This window comes from Nocardia sp. CA-107356 (assembly GCF_050946365.1).
GTDB lineage: Bacteria > Actinomycetota > Actinomycetes > Mycobacteriales > Mycobacteriaceae > Nocardia.
The window spans coordinates 1,778,665-1,797,989 of the sequence record NZ_CP191992.1 but is presented as its reverse complement, the minus strand read 5'-3'; the positions used below and the strand labels follow the sequence as shown (position 1 = coordinate 1,797,989).

Annotated in this window: 19 protein-coding genes; 4 read left to right on the top strand and 15 right to left on the bottom strand. The window is 65.5% G+C overall.

The genetic code is table 11. The features are described from left to right. Positions 1-44: 44 nt before the first annotated feature. The 15 genes from hpf to cofD form a co-directional block, all read right to left on the bottom strand. The gene (gene hpf, locus ACQP1G_RS08295) at positions 45-749 is read right to left on the bottom strand and encodes a ribosome hibernation-promoting factor, HPF/YfiA family (RefSeq protein WP_433208294.1); all 705 of its coding nucleotides are present in this window, start codon (positions 747-749) and stop codon (positions 45-47) included. A gap of 248 nt (positions 750-997) precedes the next feature. Continuing rightward, positions 998-1,642 (bottom strand): ComF family protein, encoded by a 645-nt coding sequence (locus ACQP1G_RS08290; protein ID WP_433200354.1) that lies wholly within the window; start codon positions 1,640-1,642, stop codon positions 998-1,000. Between the two features lie 306 nt (positions 1,643-1,948). Continuing rightward, positions 1,949-3,772, bottom strand: a complete 1,824-nt coding sequence (lpqB, locus tag ACQP1G_RS08285) for an MtrAB system accessory lipoprotein LpqB (RefSeq protein WP_433200351.1) — start codon at positions 3,770-3,772, stop codon at positions 1,949-1,951. Beyond that, positions 3,769-5,646 (bottom strand): MtrAB system histidine kinase MtrB, encoded by a 1,878-nt coding sequence (gene mtrB, locus ACQP1G_RS08280; protein WP_433200348.1) that lies wholly within the window; start codon positions 5,644-5,646, stop codon positions 3,769-3,771. Before mtrB ends, lpqB begins: the two co-directional genes overlap by 4 nt. A gap of 71 nt (positions 5,647-5,717) precedes the next feature. Continuing rightward, on the bottom strand, positions 5,718-6,395 hold the full coding sequence (gene mtrA, locus ACQP1G_RS08275; protein WP_433200345.1) for an MtrAB system response regulator MtrA: 678 nt from the start codon (positions 6,393-6,395) through the stop codon (positions 5,718-5,720). Between the two features lie 78 nt (positions 6,396-6,473). Continuing rightward, positions 6,474-7,121 carry a dTMP kinase gene (locus ACQP1G_RS08270; RefSeq protein ID WP_433200342.1) on the bottom strand — a complete coding sequence of 216 codons (648 nt, stop codon included), beginning with the start codon at positions 7,119-7,121 and terminating at the stop codon, positions 6,474-6,476. Positions 7,122-7,345: 224 nt separating this feature from the next. Beyond that, positions 7,346-8,830 (bottom strand): adenosylhomocysteinase, encoded by a 1,485-nt coding sequence (ahcY, locus tag ACQP1G_RS08265; protein WP_433200339.1) that lies wholly within the window; start codon positions 8,828-8,830, stop codon positions 7,346-7,348. Between the two features lie 70 nt (positions 8,831-8,900). Continuing rightward, positions 8,901-10,106: an alkane 1-monooxygenase gene (locus ACQP1G_RS08260; RefSeq protein ID WP_433200336.1), complete on the bottom strand. Its 1,206-nt coding sequence runs from the start codon at positions 10,104-10,106 to the stop codon at positions 8,901-8,903. Between the two features lie 143 nt (positions 10,107-10,249). After that, the gene (locus tag ACQP1G_RS08255; RefSeq protein ID WP_433208291.1) at positions 10,250-10,870 is read right to left on the bottom strand and encodes a TetR/AcrR family transcriptional regulator; all 621 of its coding nucleotides are present in this window, start codon (positions 10,868-10,870) and stop codon (positions 10,250-10,252) included. Between the two features lie 39 nt (positions 10,871-10,909). After that, complete coding sequence (locus tag ACQP1G_RS08250; protein ID WP_433200333.1) at positions 10,910-11,092, bottom strand: rubredoxin; 183 nt, start codon at positions 11,090-11,092, stop codon at positions 10,910-10,912. Next, a complete protein-coding gene (locus ACQP1G_RS08245) occupies positions 11,089-11,262 on the bottom strand; it encodes a rubredoxin (RefSeq protein WP_433200330.1) in 174 nt (57 codons plus the stop codon). The genes ACQP1G_RS08250 and ACQP1G_RS08245 overlap by 4 nt, the downstream gene beginning before the upstream one ends. Before the next feature lie 76 nt (positions 11,263-11,338). Then, the gene (locus ACQP1G_RS08240) at positions 11,339-12,577 is read right to left on the bottom strand and encodes an alkane 1-monooxygenase (RefSeq protein WP_433200327.1); all 1,239 of its coding nucleotides are present in this window, start codon (positions 12,575-12,577) and stop codon (positions 11,339-11,341) included. 235 nt (positions 12,578-12,812) lie between these two features. Then, a complete protein-coding gene (locus ACQP1G_RS08235) occupies positions 12,813-13,331 on the bottom strand; it encodes an NUDIX hydrolase (protein ID WP_433200324.1) in 519 nt (172 codons plus the stop codon). 79 nt (positions 13,332-13,410) lie between these two features. Next, on the bottom strand, positions 13,411-14,778 hold the full coding sequence (locus tag ACQP1G_RS08230) for a coenzyme F420-0:L-glutamate ligase (RefSeq protein ID WP_433200321.1): 1,368 nt from the start codon (positions 14,776-14,778) through the stop codon (positions 13,411-13,413). A gap of 17 nt (positions 14,779-14,795) precedes the next feature. Next, complete coding sequence (cofD, locus tag ACQP1G_RS08225) at positions 14,796-15,794, bottom strand: 2-phospho-L-lactate transferase (RefSeq protein WP_433200318.1); 999 nt, start codon at positions 15,792-15,794, stop codon at positions 14,796-14,798. 528 nt (positions 15,795-16,322) lie between these two features. Between cofD and ACQP1G_RS08220 the strand changes: the two genes are divergently transcribed. The 4 genes from ACQP1G_RS08220 (at position 16,323) to ACQP1G_RS08205 (ending at position 19,239) form a co-directional block, all read left to right on the top strand. Next, positions 16,323-16,556: a WhiB family transcriptional regulator gene (locus ACQP1G_RS08220; RefSeq protein WP_029901515.1), complete on the top strand. Its 234-nt coding sequence runs from the start codon at positions 16,323-16,325 to the stop codon at positions 16,554-16,556. Positions 16,557-16,771: 215 nt separating this feature from the next. Continuing rightward, positions 16,772-17,251, top strand: coding sequence for a metallopeptidase family protein (locus ACQP1G_RS08215; RefSeq protein ID WP_330249994.1), 480 nt, complete (start codon positions 16,772-16,774; stop codon positions 17,249-17,251). A gap of 177 nt (positions 17,252-17,428) precedes the next feature. After that, a complete protein-coding gene (locus ACQP1G_RS08210; protein ID WP_433208288.1) occupies positions 17,429-17,809 on the top strand; it encodes a DUF3499 domain-containing protein in 381 nt (126 codons plus the stop codon). A 59-nt stretch (positions 17,810-17,868) separates the two neighbouring features. Next, positions 17,869-19,239, top strand: a complete 1,371-nt coding sequence (locus ACQP1G_RS08205) for a phosphomannomutase/phosphoglucomutase (RefSeq protein WP_433208285.1) — start codon at positions 17,869-17,871, stop codon at positions 19,237-19,239. The last annotated feature ends 86 nt before the right edge of the window (positions 19,240-19,325 follow it).

The window sequence follows — 19,325 nt, the reverse complement described above, 5'->3', positions numbered from 1 at the left end:
CGGGTACCCAGCTGATCGGCTGAGTACCCGGAGAAGCTGGGGAGCTACGCGAGCCGGATCAGGCCGTAGTCGAACGCGTGGCGACGATAGACAACCGACGGTCGGTCGGTCTCTTTGTCTTGGAAGAGGAAGAAGTCATGTCCAACGAGCTCCATCTGGTAGAGGGCGTCGTCAACGGACATCGGGGTCGCGGCGTGGACCTTGGTTCGCACGATATGGCCGGGACCGGCCGCATACTCCGGAGATTCCGATTCGGTGGGCCCGCGGCCCGCGATCTCGGGATGATCGTGCGCGGTTGCTGACCCGCTAGCCAGGGCGAACAGGGAATCATCGATCAGATCAGCGGTCGCCTCGGCCACCGACACCGGGGTCTTGTCCCCGTAGTGCACCCGGCGGCGGTCCTTCGTCCGGCGCAATCGGCTCTCCAGCTTCCCGGTCACCGACTCGAGGGCAGCGTAGAAGCTGTCCGCACAGGCCTCCGCCCGGACGACCGGGCCCTTGCCGCGCGCGGTGATCTCGACGCGCTGGCAGGCCTTGCGCTGACGACGATTGCGTTCGTGGAACAACTCCACATCGAACAGGAAGATCGACGGATCGAAGCGCTCGAGACGGGAGAGTTTCTCCGCGACGTAAATTCGGAAATGGTCGGGAACCTCTACATTGCGGCCCTTCACCACGACATCGGCGCGAGGCGCTCGAGGTCGGTCCGCTGCGGGTTCATCTGTCGCCTCCAAGGTGCGGTCATCCAGCACCGAAGACTGTGCCTCTTTAACAGAGGGGGCAACTTTCACTGAAGGTCGTGAAGAAGTCGTCACGCGTACCTCCCGGATATGGCCGCACAAACCAACGCACGTGCGGCGGGATTAGCCGTGCCGATAGACAATCTCTCGGCACATGATGTCCGAGGCCCCACCTCCAAACTCCCGGTTCGGGTGTGTGATCGCGACGCTAGTACGCCAACGGGCGGTCCGCCAGTGTTCACGCAAATTTCCCGGAGTCAAGCCGAACACGTCACCAACACGGCACGGACCGGCACCCCTGTCCGGCCGAGCGCGCGCACCGATTCGCGTACCGTCGCGCCGGTTGTCAGCACATCGTCGACCAGGACAACCTCGGCATTCGCCGGAATTTCCGGTACGACCGCGCCACCGGGCCGAGCCATGACACGACCGCGCATATTGTGTTGGCGCTCACGGACTGTCAAGCCCACCGAATCGCGCACACCCCACCACACCCGCAACATCGGTACCACTCGGCAATCCGGCAGCCATCGCGCCGCGACCAGCGCCGTCCGGACCACAGGATCCCCGCCGCGGCGGCGCGCGGCCGCCCGCCGACTCGGCGCCGGGATCAATACCAGCGGTCGCTCGCCATCGCGCAGCCGCGTCAGCCCCTCGGCCAGCGCCAGCCCCAACGGCTCGGCCACATCGCGCCGCCCGCGCTCCTTCACCGCGAGCACCGCCCGCCGCGCCGGACCCGCATACGGGCCGAGCGCCCAGCACGGCACACCGGGATCGATGCGCGGCCGCACCCGCACCGGCGGCCGGGCCAGCGTCGCCGCACATTCCGCACACCAGCCGACCCCGACCGCACCGCATCCGGCGCAGTCCGTGGCCAGGATCAGATCGAGCAGTGTCCGCATCGCCCGAGTCTGCGCCCGCCCACCGACAGGTTTGATCAACCGCGTCGGCCGCGAACTCCACGGCCTCCCACCGTGTCGATCAGTCGGGCAAGGCGCTGATTCCGTAGCAGCAGAGCCATTTACGCCACACCTGACGACCAGATACGCTGCCGATGGCTCCGTCGACTATCGACCTGAGCCGGTAGCTGGACCAGACCCGAACGGTATTCACATCAGCCCGATACCGCGCGGCTGTGTGATTCACCGGCCAGCTGATCCCCTGGCGGCTATCGGTCAGGGATTGGCTGGCCGATTCGACCGGAAATCTCAGCCGGGTAGCACCGGGACCGAGTTCTCGCCGTTGAGGCCCGGCACCTCGCGCCAGAAGCGGTCGGCCGCCTGCTCGCTGTACTGGAGCTGGAGAACCGCGCGCGAGTCCCCCACGTACTCGGATTCCGGCGACGCGCTGACCACTCGAACGGGTGCAGTCAGATTCTGGCTGATCTGCGGGGTCGGCTGCGATCCGTCGATCGAAACAGTCGACAGCGGATCGACATTGCCCTCCCGGGCGATGACGATACTGTCGGCGGTGAGCCAGCTCAACGACACTGCCCGCGTGCTGAGTGTGAGCGCTAGTTGTAGCGGCGAGGTGAGCGCGTACTTGCCGTCCGGACGCCGTTCGACCACCGCGACATAAACCTTGCCGTCGGCGATGAGCGCCGCGCGTACGCCGTTGCGGGCGATACGCAATTCGGTGATCGGCAGTCGCAGCGTCGATCCCTGCGTCGAGGCCATCAGCGCGGAGATATCGACCTCCTGCACCGATACCGTCCCGGTGGCGCGATCATTGACCGCGCGAATGACCCGCTCGCCATCGATGACGGCCCAGGCCGCGGTGCCATCGGCATTCCAGGACGGTCGGCTGATCGTCGACCCCTCGGCGACCGGGAAGGCGTTGCCGCCGTAGCTGCCGACCATCAGCGTGCGTGGCGGCTCCGGTGGCGGCCGTCCGGCGTCGGCGACCGCGGCGACCAGTTGTCCGTCGGGTGAGAGCGCGACCGACTGCAGATTGCTCACCGCGCCGAAGTAGCCGGGCGGGGTGATCATGCCGCTGTCGGTGACCTGCACCAGCGAACCGTTGCGCAGAGCGTGCAGTCCGATCTGGTTGCGCGAGTAGACGGCCGGGCTGAGCTGTTCGACGTCGGCGACCGACCAGCCGTTGGCGGCGAAGCGATCGTCGAATGGTTTACCGTCGGCGAGCAGCATGTACGGGCCGAGGATTTCGGCGCCCGCCAACGTGAGCACAACCTGTCCGGCCAAGAGTTCCTTATCGCGCGGGGATAGTCCGGAGGCGCCCGCGAAGTCGATGCGCACCCCGCCGAGTCCGACGCCGACGTCGTTGTTGTCGTTATTGGGCCTGGTGATCGGGCCGCGCAATGTCACGGGTGGCGCGAGTTCGTTGCGTACCACCGAGGCGAGTGCGGGCTGGGTGCCCTCGGCGAGCAGGCTGAGCAACCGCTGGGTCAGCTGGTTCTTGGCCACCGAGATCCAGCGCAGATCCGGGACGACCGTGGTGCCGGTCGGGTCGACGAAGTACAGCACGTAGCGCCGGTAGGACTTGGCGAACGCGGTCTGCTCGATCACCACGCCGTCGGGCAGCTCATCGATGCGCCATTCGCCATCGACCTTGGTCATCTCGATCTTGTTTTCCAGCGGCGCGTCGATGGCCCGATAGGCGCCGTCGCCGGCCAGCTCGCCGACCTTGTGCGCCCGGATCACATAGGTCGCCTTATCGCCGGAGCGCGACTCGCGCAGCGTATCGGCCTTGTCCACGACCAAGGTGCCCGCCGCATCGTCCCACTGCGCCGACGCCGACGGTGTCATGTACTGCCTTGCGGCCAGGTGGCGGTTCGACGGATCCGCGGTGGCCTGCAGGAAGTCGCGCAGCAACAGGTCCGGATCACGACCGGCGATGGGCGGCGGCGGACCTTCGGTGGTGGGCTGGCGATTGATCGTGCCGAGCGCCTGGGGTGCGGAGGATTCCGGCAGGCTCGCGCATCCGGTCAGCACCAGCAACACCGCCACCGCCACCGCGCCGAGCGCGGACAGCCGCAGCGACCTGCGCCTCGGGTACCAGCTACGCATCCTCATGACTGTACGTCCCCGCCGTCACCCGGCACGCTGTGCCCGGCCTGCTCCGATTCGGCGCTGTCGGCATCGGGCGCGGCCGGATCGGGCGCGGATCCCGCACCGTTTGTGGGTGCGATCGACACGGCACCGTTCGAGTTCGAATCGGCCGAATCGGTGTCCACCGAGTCGGCGCTGATCGAATCGGGATCGGTCGAGGTCGCATCGGCACCGTTGGTCTCGACTCGGATCATCGAAGCCAGCTCGGTGACCGTGCCCTCGTCGGCCGGTTCCGCGGCGGCCGGTCCGGGATCGACCGGCGGCGCGGACAATGCCTTGCGCAGCACCGGTTCCAGCGGCAGCGGGCTCGCGCCCATCTTCTTACCGCGCACCAGCGGCAAGGTCAGCCGGAAACTCGCGCCGATGCCGATTTCGCCCCAGGCCTCGAGCTTGCCCTCGTGCAGATTCGCGTCTTCGACGCTGATCGATAGACCGAGTCCGGTACCGCCGGAACGCCGCATCCGCGACGGATCCGAGCGCCAGAACCGGTTGAAGACCAACTTCTCCTCACCGGGTCGCAGGCCGACACCCTGGTCGCGCACGATCACCGCGACCGCATTGGCCTCGACATCGCCGCGCATCCGGATCAGCACCGGCTTGCCCTCGCTGTGGTCGATCGCATTGGCGAGCAGATTGCGTAGCACCCGCTCCACGCGCCGCGGATCGACCTCGGCGACCAGCGGTTCCTCCGGCATATCGATGACCACCTCGACACCGGACTCCTTGGCCAGATGCCGCACGGTAGAGATCGCGGCCCGCGCGCACATCCGCACGTCGAGCGATTCGACCTGGAGTTCGGCGACACCGGCGTCGTGACGGCTGATCTCGAGCAGATCGTTGAGCAGACCCTCGAATCGGTCGAGTTCGGTGACCAGCAGTTCGGAGCTGCGTGCCAGGGCCGGATCGAGATCGTCGCTGCTGCCGTGGATGAGGTCAGCGGCCATGCGGACGGTGGTCAGCGGGGTCCGCAGTTCATGGCTGACGTCGGAGGTGAAGCGGCGCTGCAGATTTCCGAACTCCGCCAACTCGCTGATCTGGTTGGACAGACTCTCGGCCATCTCGTTGAAGGCTTGCGCCAGCCGCGCCATATCGTCCTCGCCGCGCACCAGCATGCGTTCCTTGAGCCTGCCGTCGGCGAAGCGGCCCGCGATCCTGGCGGCGGAGCGGATCGGCAGCACCACCTGCCGGGTGACCAGCGCGGTGATCGCGGCCAACAGCACCAGCAGCACAATGCCGCCGATCATCATGGTGCCGCGCATCAGCGACAGGCTGCGCTCCTCATTGCTCAGCGGGAAGATCAGATAGATCTGCAGTGTCGGGATCTCCGCGCTCGGGCTGCCGATGATCAGCGACCGGCCGTGATAGCCGTCCGGGTCCGATACCGTGGCGAACTGGTAGCTGACCTGGTTGCGCGCGACGAATCGGCGCAACTCCTCGGGCACCTCCTGGACCGGCCCGGTCGAGATCAGCTGCTGCGGAGTACCGCCGACTATGCTCAGCGCCGAGTCGAAACTGCCTGCGGCACCGGTGGATTGGCCGGTCCCGCCGCGGTTGGACAGCGCGTTGCGCGCATCGATGAGCCGCTGCTGCTGAGTGCCGATATCGTGCACACCGGCGAGCTGGCTCTCCACCGTATTGCGGGCGCGGTCCATCTCCTCGACCGCGCCGTTGATCTTCGCGTCGATCAACCGGTCGGTGATCTGGCTGGTCAGCACCACGCCGAGGATCGTGATGACGATCAGCGACAGGGTGAGTGTGGACACGATGACGCGCAATTGCAGCGAACGCCGCCATACATGGCCGAGTGCGCTGCCGACCTCCTTGAGCCAAGCCACCATCGGCGCGAGGGAACGTTCGAGACGCTGCACCACTGCGGGCGAAGCGGTCGAACGATCCGCGTCGCCTCCGATCACGGGGGTCCGGCCTTGTAACCGACGCCGCGGACGGTCAACACGATCTCGGGGTTCTCGGGATCCTTCTCGACCTTCGCGCGGAGCCGCTGCACGTGCACGTTGACCAGGCGGGTGTCGGCCGCGTGCCGGTAGCCCCAGACCTGCTCCAGCAGCACCTCACGGGTGAAGACCTGGCGCGGCTTGCGGGCCAGCGCGACGAGCAGATCGAACTCGAGCGGCGTCAACGAGATCTGCGCGCCACCGCGGGTCACCTTATGTGCGGGCACATCGATGACGATATCGGCAATGGAGAGCAGTTCGGCGGGCTCTTCCTCGGTGCGACGCAGGCGGGCACGCACGCGGGCGACGAGTTCCTTCGGCTTGAAGGGCTTGACGATGTAATCGTCGGCCCCGGACTCCAGACCGAGGACGACGTCGACCGTATCGGTCTTCGCCGTCAGCATCACGATCGGAACTCCCGAGTCGGCCCGTAGCACCCGGCATACATCGATGCCGTTCATACCGGGCAGCATCAGGTCGAGCAGCACCAGATCGGGGCGGAGCTCACGAACCGCCGCCAGCGCCTGCGTGCCGTCGCCGACCACATGCGGGTCGAACCCTTCCCCGCGCAAGACGATCGTGAGCATCTCAGCGAGTGCCATATCGTCGTCGACGACCAGAATCTTCGGCTTCATAACTACTATGTTGTCATCTCTCTGGCCAGGATCGGGCCGCCACGCCATTAATGCTGCGAACCCGCCGCACATCCAACCTTATCGGGCAACAATTTCGGCAATTCGCGCGGCCAACGATGCTGGATCGTCATCGGATCGGAACATCCACCAGGGGCTGCGCCAGCCCCGTTCAGCCAGCTCACGGTACACCGCCGCAGTCCGATTCTGCAGTCCGCCATCGCGTTCGTAGGCGTCCAGCGCCCGAGTCGCATCGAGTTCGCCGCGCTTGCGGGCTCGCTCGGCCGCGACCTCTATGGGTACATCCAGCAACACCTGCAGCGTCGGCACCGGCAACCGGAACCGATCGAACTCCAATTCGCCTACCCAGCGGACGATTTCACCGTCCGCGGCTTGGCTCAGCCGGGCCGCGCTGTAGGCGGCGTTGGAGGCCACGTAGCGGTCCAGAATGACGATGTCATTGTCCGCCAACAGCTTCGACAGCTCATCGTGGGCATCGGCCCGATCGAGCGCGAATAGCAACGCCATCGCGCTGACCGAGGCGGCGAGATCGCCGTGCGCACCGCGCAATGCCTCGGCGGCCAGATCTGCGTGCACGGACCGGTCGTAGCGCGGGAACGCCAGCGAATCGACGCGCAGTCCGCGGGCGCGCAGCGCCGTAACGACGCCGTCGATCAGCGTCCGCTTACCCGCTCCGTCGAGCCCCTCGACCGCAACCAACGCACCCATGACCAGGAGGTTACATGCGTTCACGACGGCGGAATTCAGGGCCGACCCGTTTTCGAATATCTGAAACCAATCAGATTCAGATCCCGGCCATCGGCATAACCGTCACGCGATGTCACACCGTCGCATCGGGCGCACCACCAGGACAGCTCGACCCACTTCGAACTACAGTGCCCCACCGACCCGAAGATCGGCGGGGCACCAGCCTTTTCGGCGCTACCGACGGCTCAGTAGCGGTAGTGGTCGGGCTTGTACGGACCCTCGATGTCGACGCCGATGTACTCGGCCTGATCCTTGGTGAGCTTGGTCAGCGTGCCACCCAGCGCCTCCACGTGGATGCGCGCGACCTTCTCGTCCAGGTGCTTGGGCAGGCGGTAGACCTCGTTGTCGTATTCGTCCGGCTTGGTCCACAGCTCGATCTGAGCGATCACCTGGTTGGAGAAGCTGTTCGACATCACGAACGAGGGATGTCCGGTCGCATTGCCGAGATTCAGCAGCCGCCCCTCCGACAGCACGATGATCGACTTACCGGACTCCTTGAAGGTCCACAGGTCGACCTGCGGCTTGATATTCAGTCTCGTTGCGCCGGAACGCTCCAGCGCCGCCATATCGATCTCGTTGTCGAAGTGACCGATATTGCCGAGGATGGCCTGGTCCTTCATCGCCTTCATGTGGTCGAGGGTGATGATGTCCTTGTTGCCGGTCGAGGTGATGACGATATCGGCCTGGCCGATCGCCTGCTCGGCGGTGACGACGTCGTAGCCGTCCATCAGCGCCTGCAACGCGTTGATCGGATCAATCTCGGTGACCTGCACCCGGGCGCCCTGTCCCGCAAGCGATTCCGCGCAGCCCTTGCCGACATCGCCATAGCCGCAGATCAATATCTTCTTGCCACCGATCAAAACGTCGGTGCCCCGGTTGATTCCGTCGATGAGCGAGTGGCGGGTGCCGTACTTGTTGTCGAACTTGGACTTGGTGACCGAGTCGTTGACGTTGATCGCCGGGAATACCAACTCCCCCGCCGCCGCGAACTGGTACAGCCGCAGTACGCCGGTGGTGGTCTCCTCGGTGACGCCCTGTACCGATTCGGCGATCTTTCCCCACTTGGTCTTATCGGTTTCGAAGCGCTCGCGCAGCAGGTTCAGGAAGACCTTGTATTCGGCCGAGTGGTCCTCGTCCTCCGGCGGCACCACGCCCGCCTTCTCGAACTGCGCGCCGCGCAGTACGAGCATGGTGGCGTCACCGCCGTCGTCGAGGATCATATTCGCGGGCTCACCGGGCCAGGTCAGCATCTGCTCGGCGGCCCACCAGTACTCCTGCAGGGTCTCACCCTTCCAGGCGAAGACCGGGGTGCCCTTCGGCTCGTCCATGGTGCCGTGCGGACCGACGACGACCGCCGCGGCGGCGTGGTCCTGGGTGGAGAAGATGTTGCACGAGGCCCAGCGGACCTCGGCGCCGAGCGCGGTCAGCGTCTCGATCAGCACCGCGGTCTGGATGGTCATATGCAGCGAACCCGAGATGCGCGCACCCCGCAGCGGCAGCACTTCCGCGTATTCGCGGCGCAGTGCCATCAGGCCGGGCATCTCGTGTTCGGCGAGGCGGATCTCCTTGCGGCCGAATTCGGCCAGCGACAGGTCCGCCACCTTGTAATCGATGCCGTTGCGGACATCGGCGGTCAGGGACGTGCGTGCGGGAAGTTCTGAGGTCGTCATCTGCCTCTATCAGCCTCTCCTGGTTCGTCAGTACCGAGATAAGGCTAGTCGCTGCGTGGCCCCCGATGAACTAGGCGGTCACGCCATAGGACATCAGAATTCGACGGCGCTTGCGCGGCTGGATATTGGCCTGGGTGATGTCGCCGCCGTAATGGGCCAGCACGCGGTGATCCATGACGCGTCGCCAGAGCGGCGGGATGGCCGCGAACACGATCATGGACAGGTATCCGGCGGGCAGCTGCGGCGCCTGCATCGAACTGCGCAGCGTCTGGTACCGGCGCCCCGGATTCGCGTGGTGATCACTGTGCCGCTGCAGGTGGAAAAGGAAGATGTTGGTGACCAGATGGTCGCTGTTCCAGCTGTCCCGCGGTGAGCAGCGCACATAGCGGCCATTGCGTCGGCGTGCCCGCAGCAATCCATAGTGCTCGATGTAGTTCACCGTCTCCAGCAGCATGACGCCGATCAACGCCTGTAGCGCCAGATACGGCAGCACGCGCCAGCCGAAGATTGCGAGTAGCGCGCCGAACAGCACCACGCTCATCGCCCACGCCTGCAGGATGTGGTTATCCACACTGAACCAGCGTTTGCCCTTGCGGCTGAGGCGCTCACGTTCCAGCCGAATGGCGGAGCGGTATCCACCGGAAATGCTGCGCGGCAAGAACTCCCAGAGTGATTCACCCAGCCTGGCGCTGGCCGGATCCTCCGGCGTCGCCACCCGCGCATGATGGCCGCGGTTGTGCTCGACGAAAAAGTGTCCGTATCCGGACTGCGCGAGCGAGATCTTGGCCAACCAGCGCTCCAGATGTTCGACCCGATGCCCGAGCTCATGCGCCGCATTGATGCCGATACCGCTGACGAACCCGAGAGTCGCTGCCAGCCCGAGCTTGTCGATCACGGCCAGGTCGTCGCCCGCCCACATATAGGTGGCGATGAGTAGGCCGACCAACTGGACCGGCAGGAACAGATAGGTGCACCACCGGTAGTACCGGTCGTTGGACAGCAGCTCGTAGTCCTCGTCGCGCGGATTGGTGCCGTCCTCACCAACCACCCAGTCCAGCACAGGGATGACGGTCAGCACGATGATCGGCCCGATCCACCAGAAGACCGGGATACCAGTACGCAAGACCAGCTGCGACGGCAACAGTGCGATCGCAGGAGCAATCAATCCGAGGACCCACAGATGGCGTTTGGGGTCGGGCGACCCCGCCGGTTTGCCAACCGTTTGCACGTTTGCCCCGCTAAGTAAGTACCCTAACTCCGACGCATGACAATACATACAGACTTTACGAGTGTTACACAGCAGGTCGGCGCCGAAATGTGTCATCAGTTACGTGCGTGCCGGTTGGTTTTTAAGCACCCTCACATGTGAACACGATCACGGCACACTCGCCGCAAACCGTCAACTTCCCATCGGTGGGATCAACGCCGTTCTCGCATTGCCAGAATTGCCTCGACGTAGGGACTGAACACCGCACTCAATTCGGCGGGCGCATTGCGCCCGGGCGCGGGTGGCGTCGGGATATAGCTCAGCGCGATCCGCACCAAAGCCTGTGCCAGCACATCGGATTCGGTGGCCGTCGCCTGCACCCAGCTGTGCTGGAATGCGATGGACAGCCGTGCGGTGGCATGTTCGAGCAACGGCTCGGCATCAAGGGTGATGAGCCGCAACAGATCCAGCTTCACCTCACCGGCAACCAGCGACTGCACCAGCGGGTCGGCGGCGGCCGCCTGGAAGAAATCGCGCAGCCCCTCCTCGAACGCGGCACGCGCGTCGTCGATATTGCCGTCGATCGCGGAGCCGACATGATCGACCAGATCGTCGGCTAGGCGCAGCGCGTAGGACTGCGCCAGCCCGGCGCGCGAACCGAATTCGTTGTAAAGGGTCTGCCTGCTTACTCCGGCCCGGGTGGCCACATCCCCCAGGGTGATCTTCGACCAGTCCCGCTCGGTCAGCAGCTCGCGCATCGAATCCAGGACAGAGGTGCGCAGGAGTTCCCGCGCCGCCTCCTGATAGGAAACCCTCGGTCCGGTGCGCGGCATACCCGCGAGGTTGTCACGGGTGGTTGCCGCAGTCAAAATTCACGACCGTTCGATTTCGACCATGTAGAAGTCGGCCTTGGCCGCGCCGCAGTCCGGACAGGTCCAGTCGTCCGGAATATCGTCCCAACGGGTGCCCGGCTCGATCCCATCCTCCGGCCAGCCCTGCGCCTCGTCGTACTCGAAGCCACACTGGATGCACTGGAACAGCTTGTATTCACTCATTTCGGGACTCCCAAAGGTTCGAAGTCGATCTTCTCGCGCACACCACAATCGGGGCAGCACCAGTCGTCGGGAACGGTTTCCCACGGCGTGCCCGCCGGAAACCCTTCGTGCGGTGCACCTTTCATCTCGTCGTAGACGTAATCGCAAACAGGACAACGAAATGCGCTCATGACTGCGCCTCGCTGGCGCTCAGCTCCGTCATGACCGCATAAGCGGCTGCGTCCATTGCTCGCTCGCTACGCTCGCTCATGACTGCGCCCCCGCGCTGCCATAGCGCGCGATCACCTTGTCCCGCTTGGCCGGATGGATGTTCGCGCGGGTGATGTCGCCGCCGTAGTGGGCCAGCACCCGCTTGTCCATCACCCGCCGCCACAGCGGCGGGAAGTACGCGAGCAGGATCATGCTGGCGTAGCCGCTCGGCAGATTCGGCGCACCGTCCCAACTGCGCAGCGTCTGGTAGCGCCGGGTCGGGTACGCGTGATGATCGCTGTGCCGCTGCAGGTGGTACAGGAAGATGTTGGTGACGATGTGGTCGCTGTTCCAGCTGTGCACCGGGGCGGGCCGCTCGTACCGGCCGGATACGGTGCGCTGGCGGACCAGGCCGTAGTGCTCCAGGTAGTTGACCGCTTCCAGCAGGCTGAAGCCGACGACCGCCTGCAGGATCAGGTATGGCAGCAGGCCGATTCCGAACACCGCGAGCAGCACGGCAAACAGCGCCGCCGACATCAGCCAGGCGCTGAGCACTTCGTTCCGCAGAGTCAACGGCTTCTTGCCCAGGCGCTCGAGCCGGGTCCGCTCCAAGCGCCACGACGAGGTCAGGCTGCCCCGTACCGTGCGCGGCCAGAAGGCCCAGAACGATTCGCCCACCCGGGAACTCGCCGGATCCTCCGGCGTCGCGACACGCACATGGTGGCCGCGGTTGTGCTCGATATAGAAGTGGCCGTAGCAGGACTGGGCCAATGCGATCCGCGACAGCCAGCGCTCCAGGTCGACCTTCTTATGGCCGAGTTCGTGCGCGGTATTGATGCCGATACCGCCGATCATGCCGATGGTGATCGCCAGGCCGATCTTGTCGACGATATGCAGTCCGCCATCGATGCCGAGCCAGCTCAGGTTGTCCGCCGTGATCAGGTAGCTGCCCATGATCAGCGTCGCGTACTGGAACGGCAGGTAGAGGTAGGTGAGGTAGCGGTAGTACTTGTCGTTCTCCAGGTACTCCATCACCTCGTCGGGCGGGTTGTCGCCATCCGGGCCGAAGAAGATGTCGGCCAGCGGGATGACCACATAGACCAGCACCGGGCCGAGCCAGAACGGCACCTGAGCCAGCTTGTGCCAACCGAATTCGTTGAACGCCCAGACCAACGGCAGGGCGATGGTGAAAAGGCCGGTCGGCGCGAAAAGCCCCCACAGCCACAGGTATCGCTTGCGGTCGCGCCAGTCCGTCGCCTCGACCCGAGGGCCGGAAGCATGAGTTTCAGTGGACATCGTTGTCTCCTCATCGAGCGGCACATCACATGTGATGTGCAGTACCACTAAAGTTGACAATAGAGATCATCTTGTCTCGCGTCTAGACAAATCGACCGATTTGTAAAGAATGGCGGAAACGGCAAATCGGACACCGCGGCAGCGCGGCACGCCCGAATACGACGATCGCCGCGTCATCCCGTCGAATGCGGGACAACGCGGCGATCGTGCGCTGTGTCTATGGAGGTTTCGCCGATCAGCGAAGCAGGACGTCGGCGCTATCGGGCAGTGCGCCGACCGGCCACCAGCGCAGGTCGGTGGATTCGTGGCTGCGGATCGGGACCGCACCGGCCGGGGCCACAATGCGGAACAGCAGGTCGAGGTGCCTGGTCGGGGCGCCGAGCGAACAGGTGATCGGATGCGCTTGCGCGCCGTACAGCTCCGGATCCATGCGCAGGCCCGTTATCCCGGACTCCTCGGTCGCCTCGCGCAGCGCGGCGGCGGCCACCGTCTCATCCCCTTCCTCACAGTGCCCGCCGAGTTGGATCCACCGACCGACCCGTGGATGCAGCGTCAGCAGCACCTCGCGCTCGTCGTGCGAGAGGACCACAGCCGAGGCCGTGATGTGTCCGGGTGCGTGCTCACGCAGACATCCGCGCGGTGCGGACCCGAGGAACGCCAGCATCGCCTCCCGTAGCGATGCATCCGAATCCGTCGGCGGCCGCCACGATTCGAGCAGCGCCGTCGCGGAGGCGTGCAGCGAACTGGCGCTCACGTGTCCACTCCGACCTCGGCGCACGCCCGATTCCACCGATGCGCGGTCGATCTCACCGCATGCACGGATTCGCACCGACTCACAGCTCGACCAAGCCGGGGCCGGGGCCGAAGACCGGGCGGGGGGTCAGTTCCTCCAGAGGATGACCGATGGCGATGGCGCCGAGGGGATTCCAGTCGTCGGCTAGGCCGAGCACGTCGCGGGTGATTTCCGGGGCGAAGATGGTCGAGCCGATCCAGCAGCTGCCGATGCCCTCGGTGGCCAGCGCGACCAGCAGACCCTGCACGGCCGCGCCCACCGCGACGGTGAACATGGTCCGCTCGTTAGCGCGGCGCCGCTCATCTGGATAGTCGTGCGCACCGTCGGGCACGCAGAACGGGATGATCACCTCGGGTGCGTCGAAAAGGATTCGGCCGCGGGCGATTCGGCGTTCCACCCGCTCCGGGTCGAGCCCGTCGGCGGTCAGATCGGCCCGCCACTGCTCGGCCATGGCCGCCAGCAATTGGGTGCGCAGCCCGGGCTTGCGGACCCAGACGAAGCGGACCGGGCGGGTGTGGTGCGGCGCGGGTGCGGTGAGCGCCTTCGCGACGGCGGCGCGGATGCGTTCGGAATCGACCGGTGCGTCGGCGAATTGGCGGATCGAACGACGCAGCAGCAGCGCCTCGGCGCGCCCCTGCTCGATCGCCTCGGCGGTGCCGAGCCAGAACAGGTCATCGGTGCCGCCGCGCAACAGGTCCGCCGCACCGGATCCGTCGTCGATGACCGGCAGCCCGCGCACCACCGCCACCGGGACGCCGCCGAGCTTTCCCTTCACCAGATCGGCGGCAGCGGCCAATTCGTCGGCCACCGCGACCTGGGTGACGTGCAGTTCATTGCCCTGCCCGTCGACCGCGCCCGCATAGTCGTGCAGCACCCGCAGACCCGATGCGCCGATGGCGGTATCGATCTGGCCGTTGCGCCAGGCCCGGCCCATGGTGTCGGTGATGACCACCGCGACGTCCACACCGAGCCGCTCCCACAGCGCGGTCCGCAGCGCCTTCGCACTCGCGTCCGGATCGGCAGGCAACAGCACGAGTTCACCCTGCTCGACATTGGATCCGTCCACCCCGGAGGCGGCCTGCACGATGCCGAGTTTGTTCTCGGTGATCAGCGTGCGGCCCTTGCGCGCGAGCACGCGAACCGCTTCCTGTTCGACCAGGGCGCGGCGGGCGGCGTCGCGCTCCTCCGGATCCCGCGGCGCCTCGACGATCCGCCCCTCGGCCTTGGCGACGATTTTGCTGGTGACGACAAGGATGTCGCCATCGGCGAGCCACGGCGCGCAGGCGGCGATGTCCTCGCCGATGTCAGCACCCGGCCGGAACTCCGGCAGTCCGGTAATCGGCAGGATGCGCAACTCCCCCGCCGCGTGGTCGACCGGTCCGGTCGCATCGACGGTCCGCTCGGTCATACCGTCACCTCTCTGACTCACGGCTTGACTCCCGCCAGGTCCAACGCCTCCCGGACCATTTCAGCAGTGGTCGGCGGATCGGTCATCAGCAATGGCACGCTGCGCACCTCTACACCGGGCACATCCGCGGAATCGGTGGTGTGGATCAGCCACCCGTCCAGAATGCCGGTGGCCGAGCGCGCGCCATAGTAGCGCCCGATCGCCGCGGCGGTGGTCTCGACACCGATCACCGAGAGGCATTCATCGGCCATGCCGCGCAACGGCTTTCCGTCGATCACGCCGGAGATGCCGATCACCTTGGCCTCGGTGGTGCGCAGTGCGCCGCGAATACCGGGTACCGCGAGGATGGCGCCGATGCTCACCACCGGGTTGGACGGAGCCAGCAGCACAGCATCGGCCTCGGCTATGATCTGTGTCACATTTGGCGCCGGTTTGGCGTCATCGGCCCCAATTGTGGCGAATCCGTGCGTCTCGATGTCCGCGCGGTACCGAACCCACCACTCTTGAAAATGGATCGCGCGGCGTTCGCCAGGGTTGTCGGGGTCACTCACGACAACGTGCGTTTCGCAGCGATCGTCGGTAGCCGGGATGAGTTTTACGCCCGGTTGCCACCGGTTGCACAACGCCTCGGTGACCGCGGAGAGCGGATACCCGGCACGCAACATTTCGGTCCGAACCAAGTGCGTGGCGATATCGCGATCCCCCAAACCGAACCAATCCGGTTGGGCATGATATTTGGCCAGTTCTTCCTTGGCATGCCAGGTTTCCGCGACCCGGCCCCAGCCGCGTTCGGTGTCGATCCCACCACCGAGGGTGTACATGCAGGTATCGAGGTCGGGGCAGATCCGGAGGCCGTGCATCCAGACGTCGTCACCGACATTGACGATGGCGGAAACGTCCGCATCGGGCAGTAGTTCCCGGACGCCCTGAAGGAAGCGCGCGCCGCCGACCCCGCCCACCAGGACGGCGATCTTCGGCCCACTGGCGGGTGCGGTGTCCGCTTGTTGTGGAGTCACATCGACACAGCCTATGCGCTAGCGGAGCAGCACCGGTTCATCCCATATTTGCCGGTCATTTGCTATTCCACGTTCAAGATCAGCTATGGAATGCGGTTGCGGATAGTAACGGAATTGCGACGGCGGCTTGACCATCGACACGTCCGGCGTGTCTAATCACAGTCATGTCATTTCGGGTTCGCGCGAGAGTTCAACGCGCGGACAGCTTTTCGAACACATGTTCGCACCGGAGTGGCAAGCTCGGGGATGTCCGCGGGACAACGTCGCGGGGTACGGCCGTCGGTGTGCGTGTTGGTCCGACGGAAAGAATCAATCTGCGCTAACACACAGTGAGGAGGCGGAGCGATGGCCAATGAGCTGGCCCCTTCGGGCATGCCGGGCGGCGTATCGCAAACCGATTCCACAGCAGGCGCAGCACGTGGCGTCTGCGCAGAGATCGGTCGGATCGAAGCGGACCGGATCGGGCCTGAGATGACCGACGGAGTGACCGCACCCCGGCTCAGCTTGGTCGTGACGGGCTTCGATGAGATGTTCGAATCGATCGAGGAGCAGTGGCAGGAACGTGCCCTGTGCGCACAGACCGATCCGGAGGCGTTCTTCCCCGAGAAGGGCGGCTCGACCCGTGAGGCCAAACGGATCTGCATGGGCTGCGAGGTACGCGACGAGTGCCTGGAATACGCACTCGCACACGATGAACGCTTCGGCATCTGGGGCGGCCTCTCCGAGCGGGAGCGGCGCCGCCTGAAGCGCGGCATCGGCTAGCAGACTCTGGGCCCCCAGGATTACCCGTCGCGCAGGTGCCAACTGATTTCGTGAGCACATGGGTAACTCCTGGGGCACGCCCAGAAGTCGAACCGCGATCGACCGCCGGTCCGCAGCGCGGCTGACGAGGCACTCACTCGTCGGCCGAAGGCTCAGGGAGGCGGATGAGCCCGCCTCGATGCGCATCGCGGAGGCGGGCTGACTAAGTTTTAGATATGGCCCGTTCACGTAACCGTCGTCCACCGACCGCACGTTCGGTGATCCGTCGCGGGCGCGGGGTGCGCGGGCCGATGCTCCCCCCGACCGTGCCAGCGTGGCGCACCCGCGGGCAGCAGTTCGACCGGCTGGTCCTGGAGGCGTTCGCACCACTGGACACCCGGTGGCACGATCGACTGACCAAACTCGATATCGCGGTCGATGATGTGCCGAAAATCCGTCCGCTGCACCCGGATTCGGTTACCTGGCCGGATGAGGTGGTCGCCGACGGACCGGTGCCGCTGTCGCGGCTGATACCGGCCGGTGTCGACCGGCACGGCGTTGCCACCCGTGCTCGAGTCGTGTTGTTCCGCAAGCCACTCGAACTCCGCGCCGGCGATCCGGACGATCTCGTCGATCTCTTGCGCGAGGTGCTGGTACAGCAGATCGCCACCTATCTCGGCGTCGATCCGGACCTCATCGATCCCGAAGGCGCCTGAGCGAGCGCAGCGAGCGAACCGAAGACACAGCCGGGCACTCGCTCGTGCCGCAGCCTAGCGTCAGCGAAGCGCAGGCATGAGTGGGCGCGGGTGAACTCGCGCCCGAAAACGCCGAATCCTCAGCGTGTCTGAGCACATCGCGGCGTCAAGGGGGTTACTCTCATCGGCGTGATCCCCATGCGTCGTTGCTGCCGACCAGGTTGCAAGAATCCCGCTGTTGCGACGCTCACCTACGTGTACTCCGACTCGACCGCGGTCGTCGGGCCACTGGCAACGGTGGCCGAACCGCATTCTTGGGATCTGTGTGAAACGCATGCTTCCCGCATCACCGCACCGAAGGGGTGGGAGATGGTTCGCCATGAGGGCGGATTCTCTTCCAGCACACCGGATGACGACGATCTGACGGCATTGGCCGAAGCGGTGCGAGAGGCCGGATTGCGCCGCCGTCCCCCGGAGCACGACCGGCGTGGCTACTCCGACTACGCCCCGCCCACGCCCCGCGCCACCCGCACCGGTCGCCGCGGACACCTTCGAGTTCTGCCGGACCCGCCCAACTGAGGTCGGGCGGGACCGTGTCAGCGGCGTCGGTGGGAGCCACTAGTGTGGTCACCATGACAGTGGCCCGCTCTGCCGAATTCGTGAACGCGGTGATCAAGGCTTACGACGTTCGCGGTGTCGTCGGTGACCAAATCGACGGAGAATTCGTCAAGGATGTCGGTGCCGCGTTCGCGCGATTGATGCGCGCCGAGGGCGCGACCCGCGTCGTCATCGGACACGATATGCGTGAATCCTCACCGGAACTGGCCGTCGCCTTCGCCGACGGTGTGCTCGGACAGGGACTCGATGTCGTGCACATCGGACTCGCCTCGACCGATCAGCTGTACTTCGCCTCCGGTCATCTGGACTGTCCGGGCGCGATGTTCACCGCCAGCCACAACCCGGCCCGCTACAACGGCATCAAGCTGTGCCGCGCGAAGGCGCTTCCGGTCGGCCAGGACACCGGCCTGGCGACCATCAAGGACGAAGTGATCAATGGCGTCCCCGCTTACGACGGAACGCCGGGCAGCGCCACGAAACTCGATCTGCTGACCGACTACGCGAAGTTCCTGCGCGGGCTGGTCGATCTCGACGGCATCCGCCCGCTCACCGTCGCAGTGGACGCGGGCAACGGCATGGGCGGGCACACGGTGCCCGAGGTGCTCGGCACCGTGGCGCAGCTGACCGTGGTGCCGCTCTACTTCGAGTTGGACGGCTCGTTCCCCAATCATGAAGCCAATCCGCTCGATCCGAAGAATCTGGTCGATCTGCAGGATCTGGTCCGCAAGTCCGGCGCCGATATCGGCCTGGCCTTCGACGGCGACGCCGACCGCTGCTTCGTGGTCGACGAGAACGGTGACCCGATTTCGCCATCGGCGATCACCGCACTGGTCGCCGAGCGGGAACTGGCCAAGGAGCCGGGCGCGGTCATCATCCACAACCTCATCACCTCGCACGCGGTCCCCGAACTCGTGCACGAGCTCGGCGGCACCCCGGTGCGCACCCGGGTCGGCCACTCGTTCATCAAGCAGGAGATGGCGACCACCGGCGCGGTATTCGGCGGCGAGCACTCCGCGCACTACTACTTCCGCGATTTCTGGGGCGCTGATTCCGGCATGCTCGCGGCATTGCACGTGCTGGCCGCGCTCGGCGAGAAGGATCGTCCGATCTCGGAGCTCATGTCGTCGTACGAAACGTATGCGGCGTCCGGAGAGATCAACTCGACGGTGCCGGACGCAAAGGAGCGGACGATGGCTGTAGTGGAGGCATTCGGGGATCGGGCCATATCGGTGGACCGGTTGGACGGGGTCACTGTTCAGCTCACCGATGACGCCTGGTTCAATCTGCGCGCGTCGAATACCGAACCGTTGCTGCGGCTGAACGTGGAGGCCCGGTCGATGGAGGATGTAGACGCACTTGTAACTGAGATCCTGAGCATCGTCCGCTCCTGACTGGAATAGTGGAATCACAGACGTTGGATTCGCCCGACCCGGGCGCCCGAGTCGATATTTCAGAGTCGACAGCCCGGGTGGGAGCA

Coding starts and splice junctions, on each gene's coding strand:
- ACQP1G_RS08290 (WP_433200354.1), bottom strand. CDS start 1,642: ATGCGGACACTGCTCGATCTGATCCTGGCCACGGACTGCGCCGGATGC.
- lpqB (WP_433200351.1), bottom strand. CDS start 3,772: ATGAGGATGCGTAGCTGGTACCCGAGGCGCAGGTCGCTGCGGCTGTCC.
- mtrB (WP_433200348.1), bottom strand. CDS start 5,646: ATGGTGGCTTGGCTCAAGGAGGTCGGCAGCGCACTCGGCCATGTATGG.
- mtrA (WP_433200345.1), bottom strand. CDS start 6,395: ATGAAGCCGAAGATTCTGGTCGTCGACGACGATATGGCACTCGCTGAG.
- ACQP1G_RS08270 (WP_433200342.1), bottom strand. CDS start 7,121: ATGGGTGCGTTGGTTGCGGTCGAGGGGCTCGACGGAGCGGGTAAGCGG.
- ahcY (WP_433200339.1), bottom strand. CDS start 8,830: ATGACGACCTCAGAACTTCCCGCACGCACGTCCCTGACCGCCGATGTC.
- ACQP1G_RS08260 (WP_433200336.1), bottom strand. CDS start 10,106: ATGTATTGTCATGCGTCGGAGTTAGGGTACTTACTTAGCGGGGCAAAC.
- ACQP1G_RS08255 (WP_433208291.1), bottom strand. CDS start 10,870: ATGCCGCGCACCGGACCGAGGGTTTCCTATCAGGAGGCGGCGCGGGAA.
- ACQP1G_RS08250 (WP_433200333.1), bottom strand. CDS start 11,092: ATGAGTGAATACAAGCTGTTCCAGTGCATCCAGTGTGGCTTCGAGTAC.
- ACQP1G_RS08245 (WP_433200330.1), bottom strand. CDS start 11,262: ATGAGCGCATTTCGTTGTCCTGTTTGCGATTACGTCTACGACGAGATG.
- ACQP1G_RS08240 (WP_433200327.1), bottom strand. CDS start 12,577: ATGTCCACTGAAACTCATGCTTCCGGCCCTCGGGTCGAGGCGACGGAC.
- ACQP1G_RS08230 (WP_433200321.1), bottom strand. CDS start 14,778: ATGACCGAGCGGACCGTCGATGCGACCGGACCGGTCGACCACGCGGCG.
- ACQP1G_RS08220 (WP_029901515.1), top strand. CDS start 16,323: ATGTTCGAATCGATCGAGGAGCAGTGGCAGGAACGTGCCCTGTGCGCA.
- ACQP1G_RS08215 (WP_330249994.1), top strand. CDS start 16,772: ATGGCCCGTTCACGTAACCGTCGTCCACCGACCGCACGTTCGGTGATC.
- ACQP1G_RS08210 (WP_433208288.1), top strand. CDS start 17,429: ATGCGTCGTTGCTGCCGACCAGGTTGCAAGAATCCCGCTGTTGCGACG.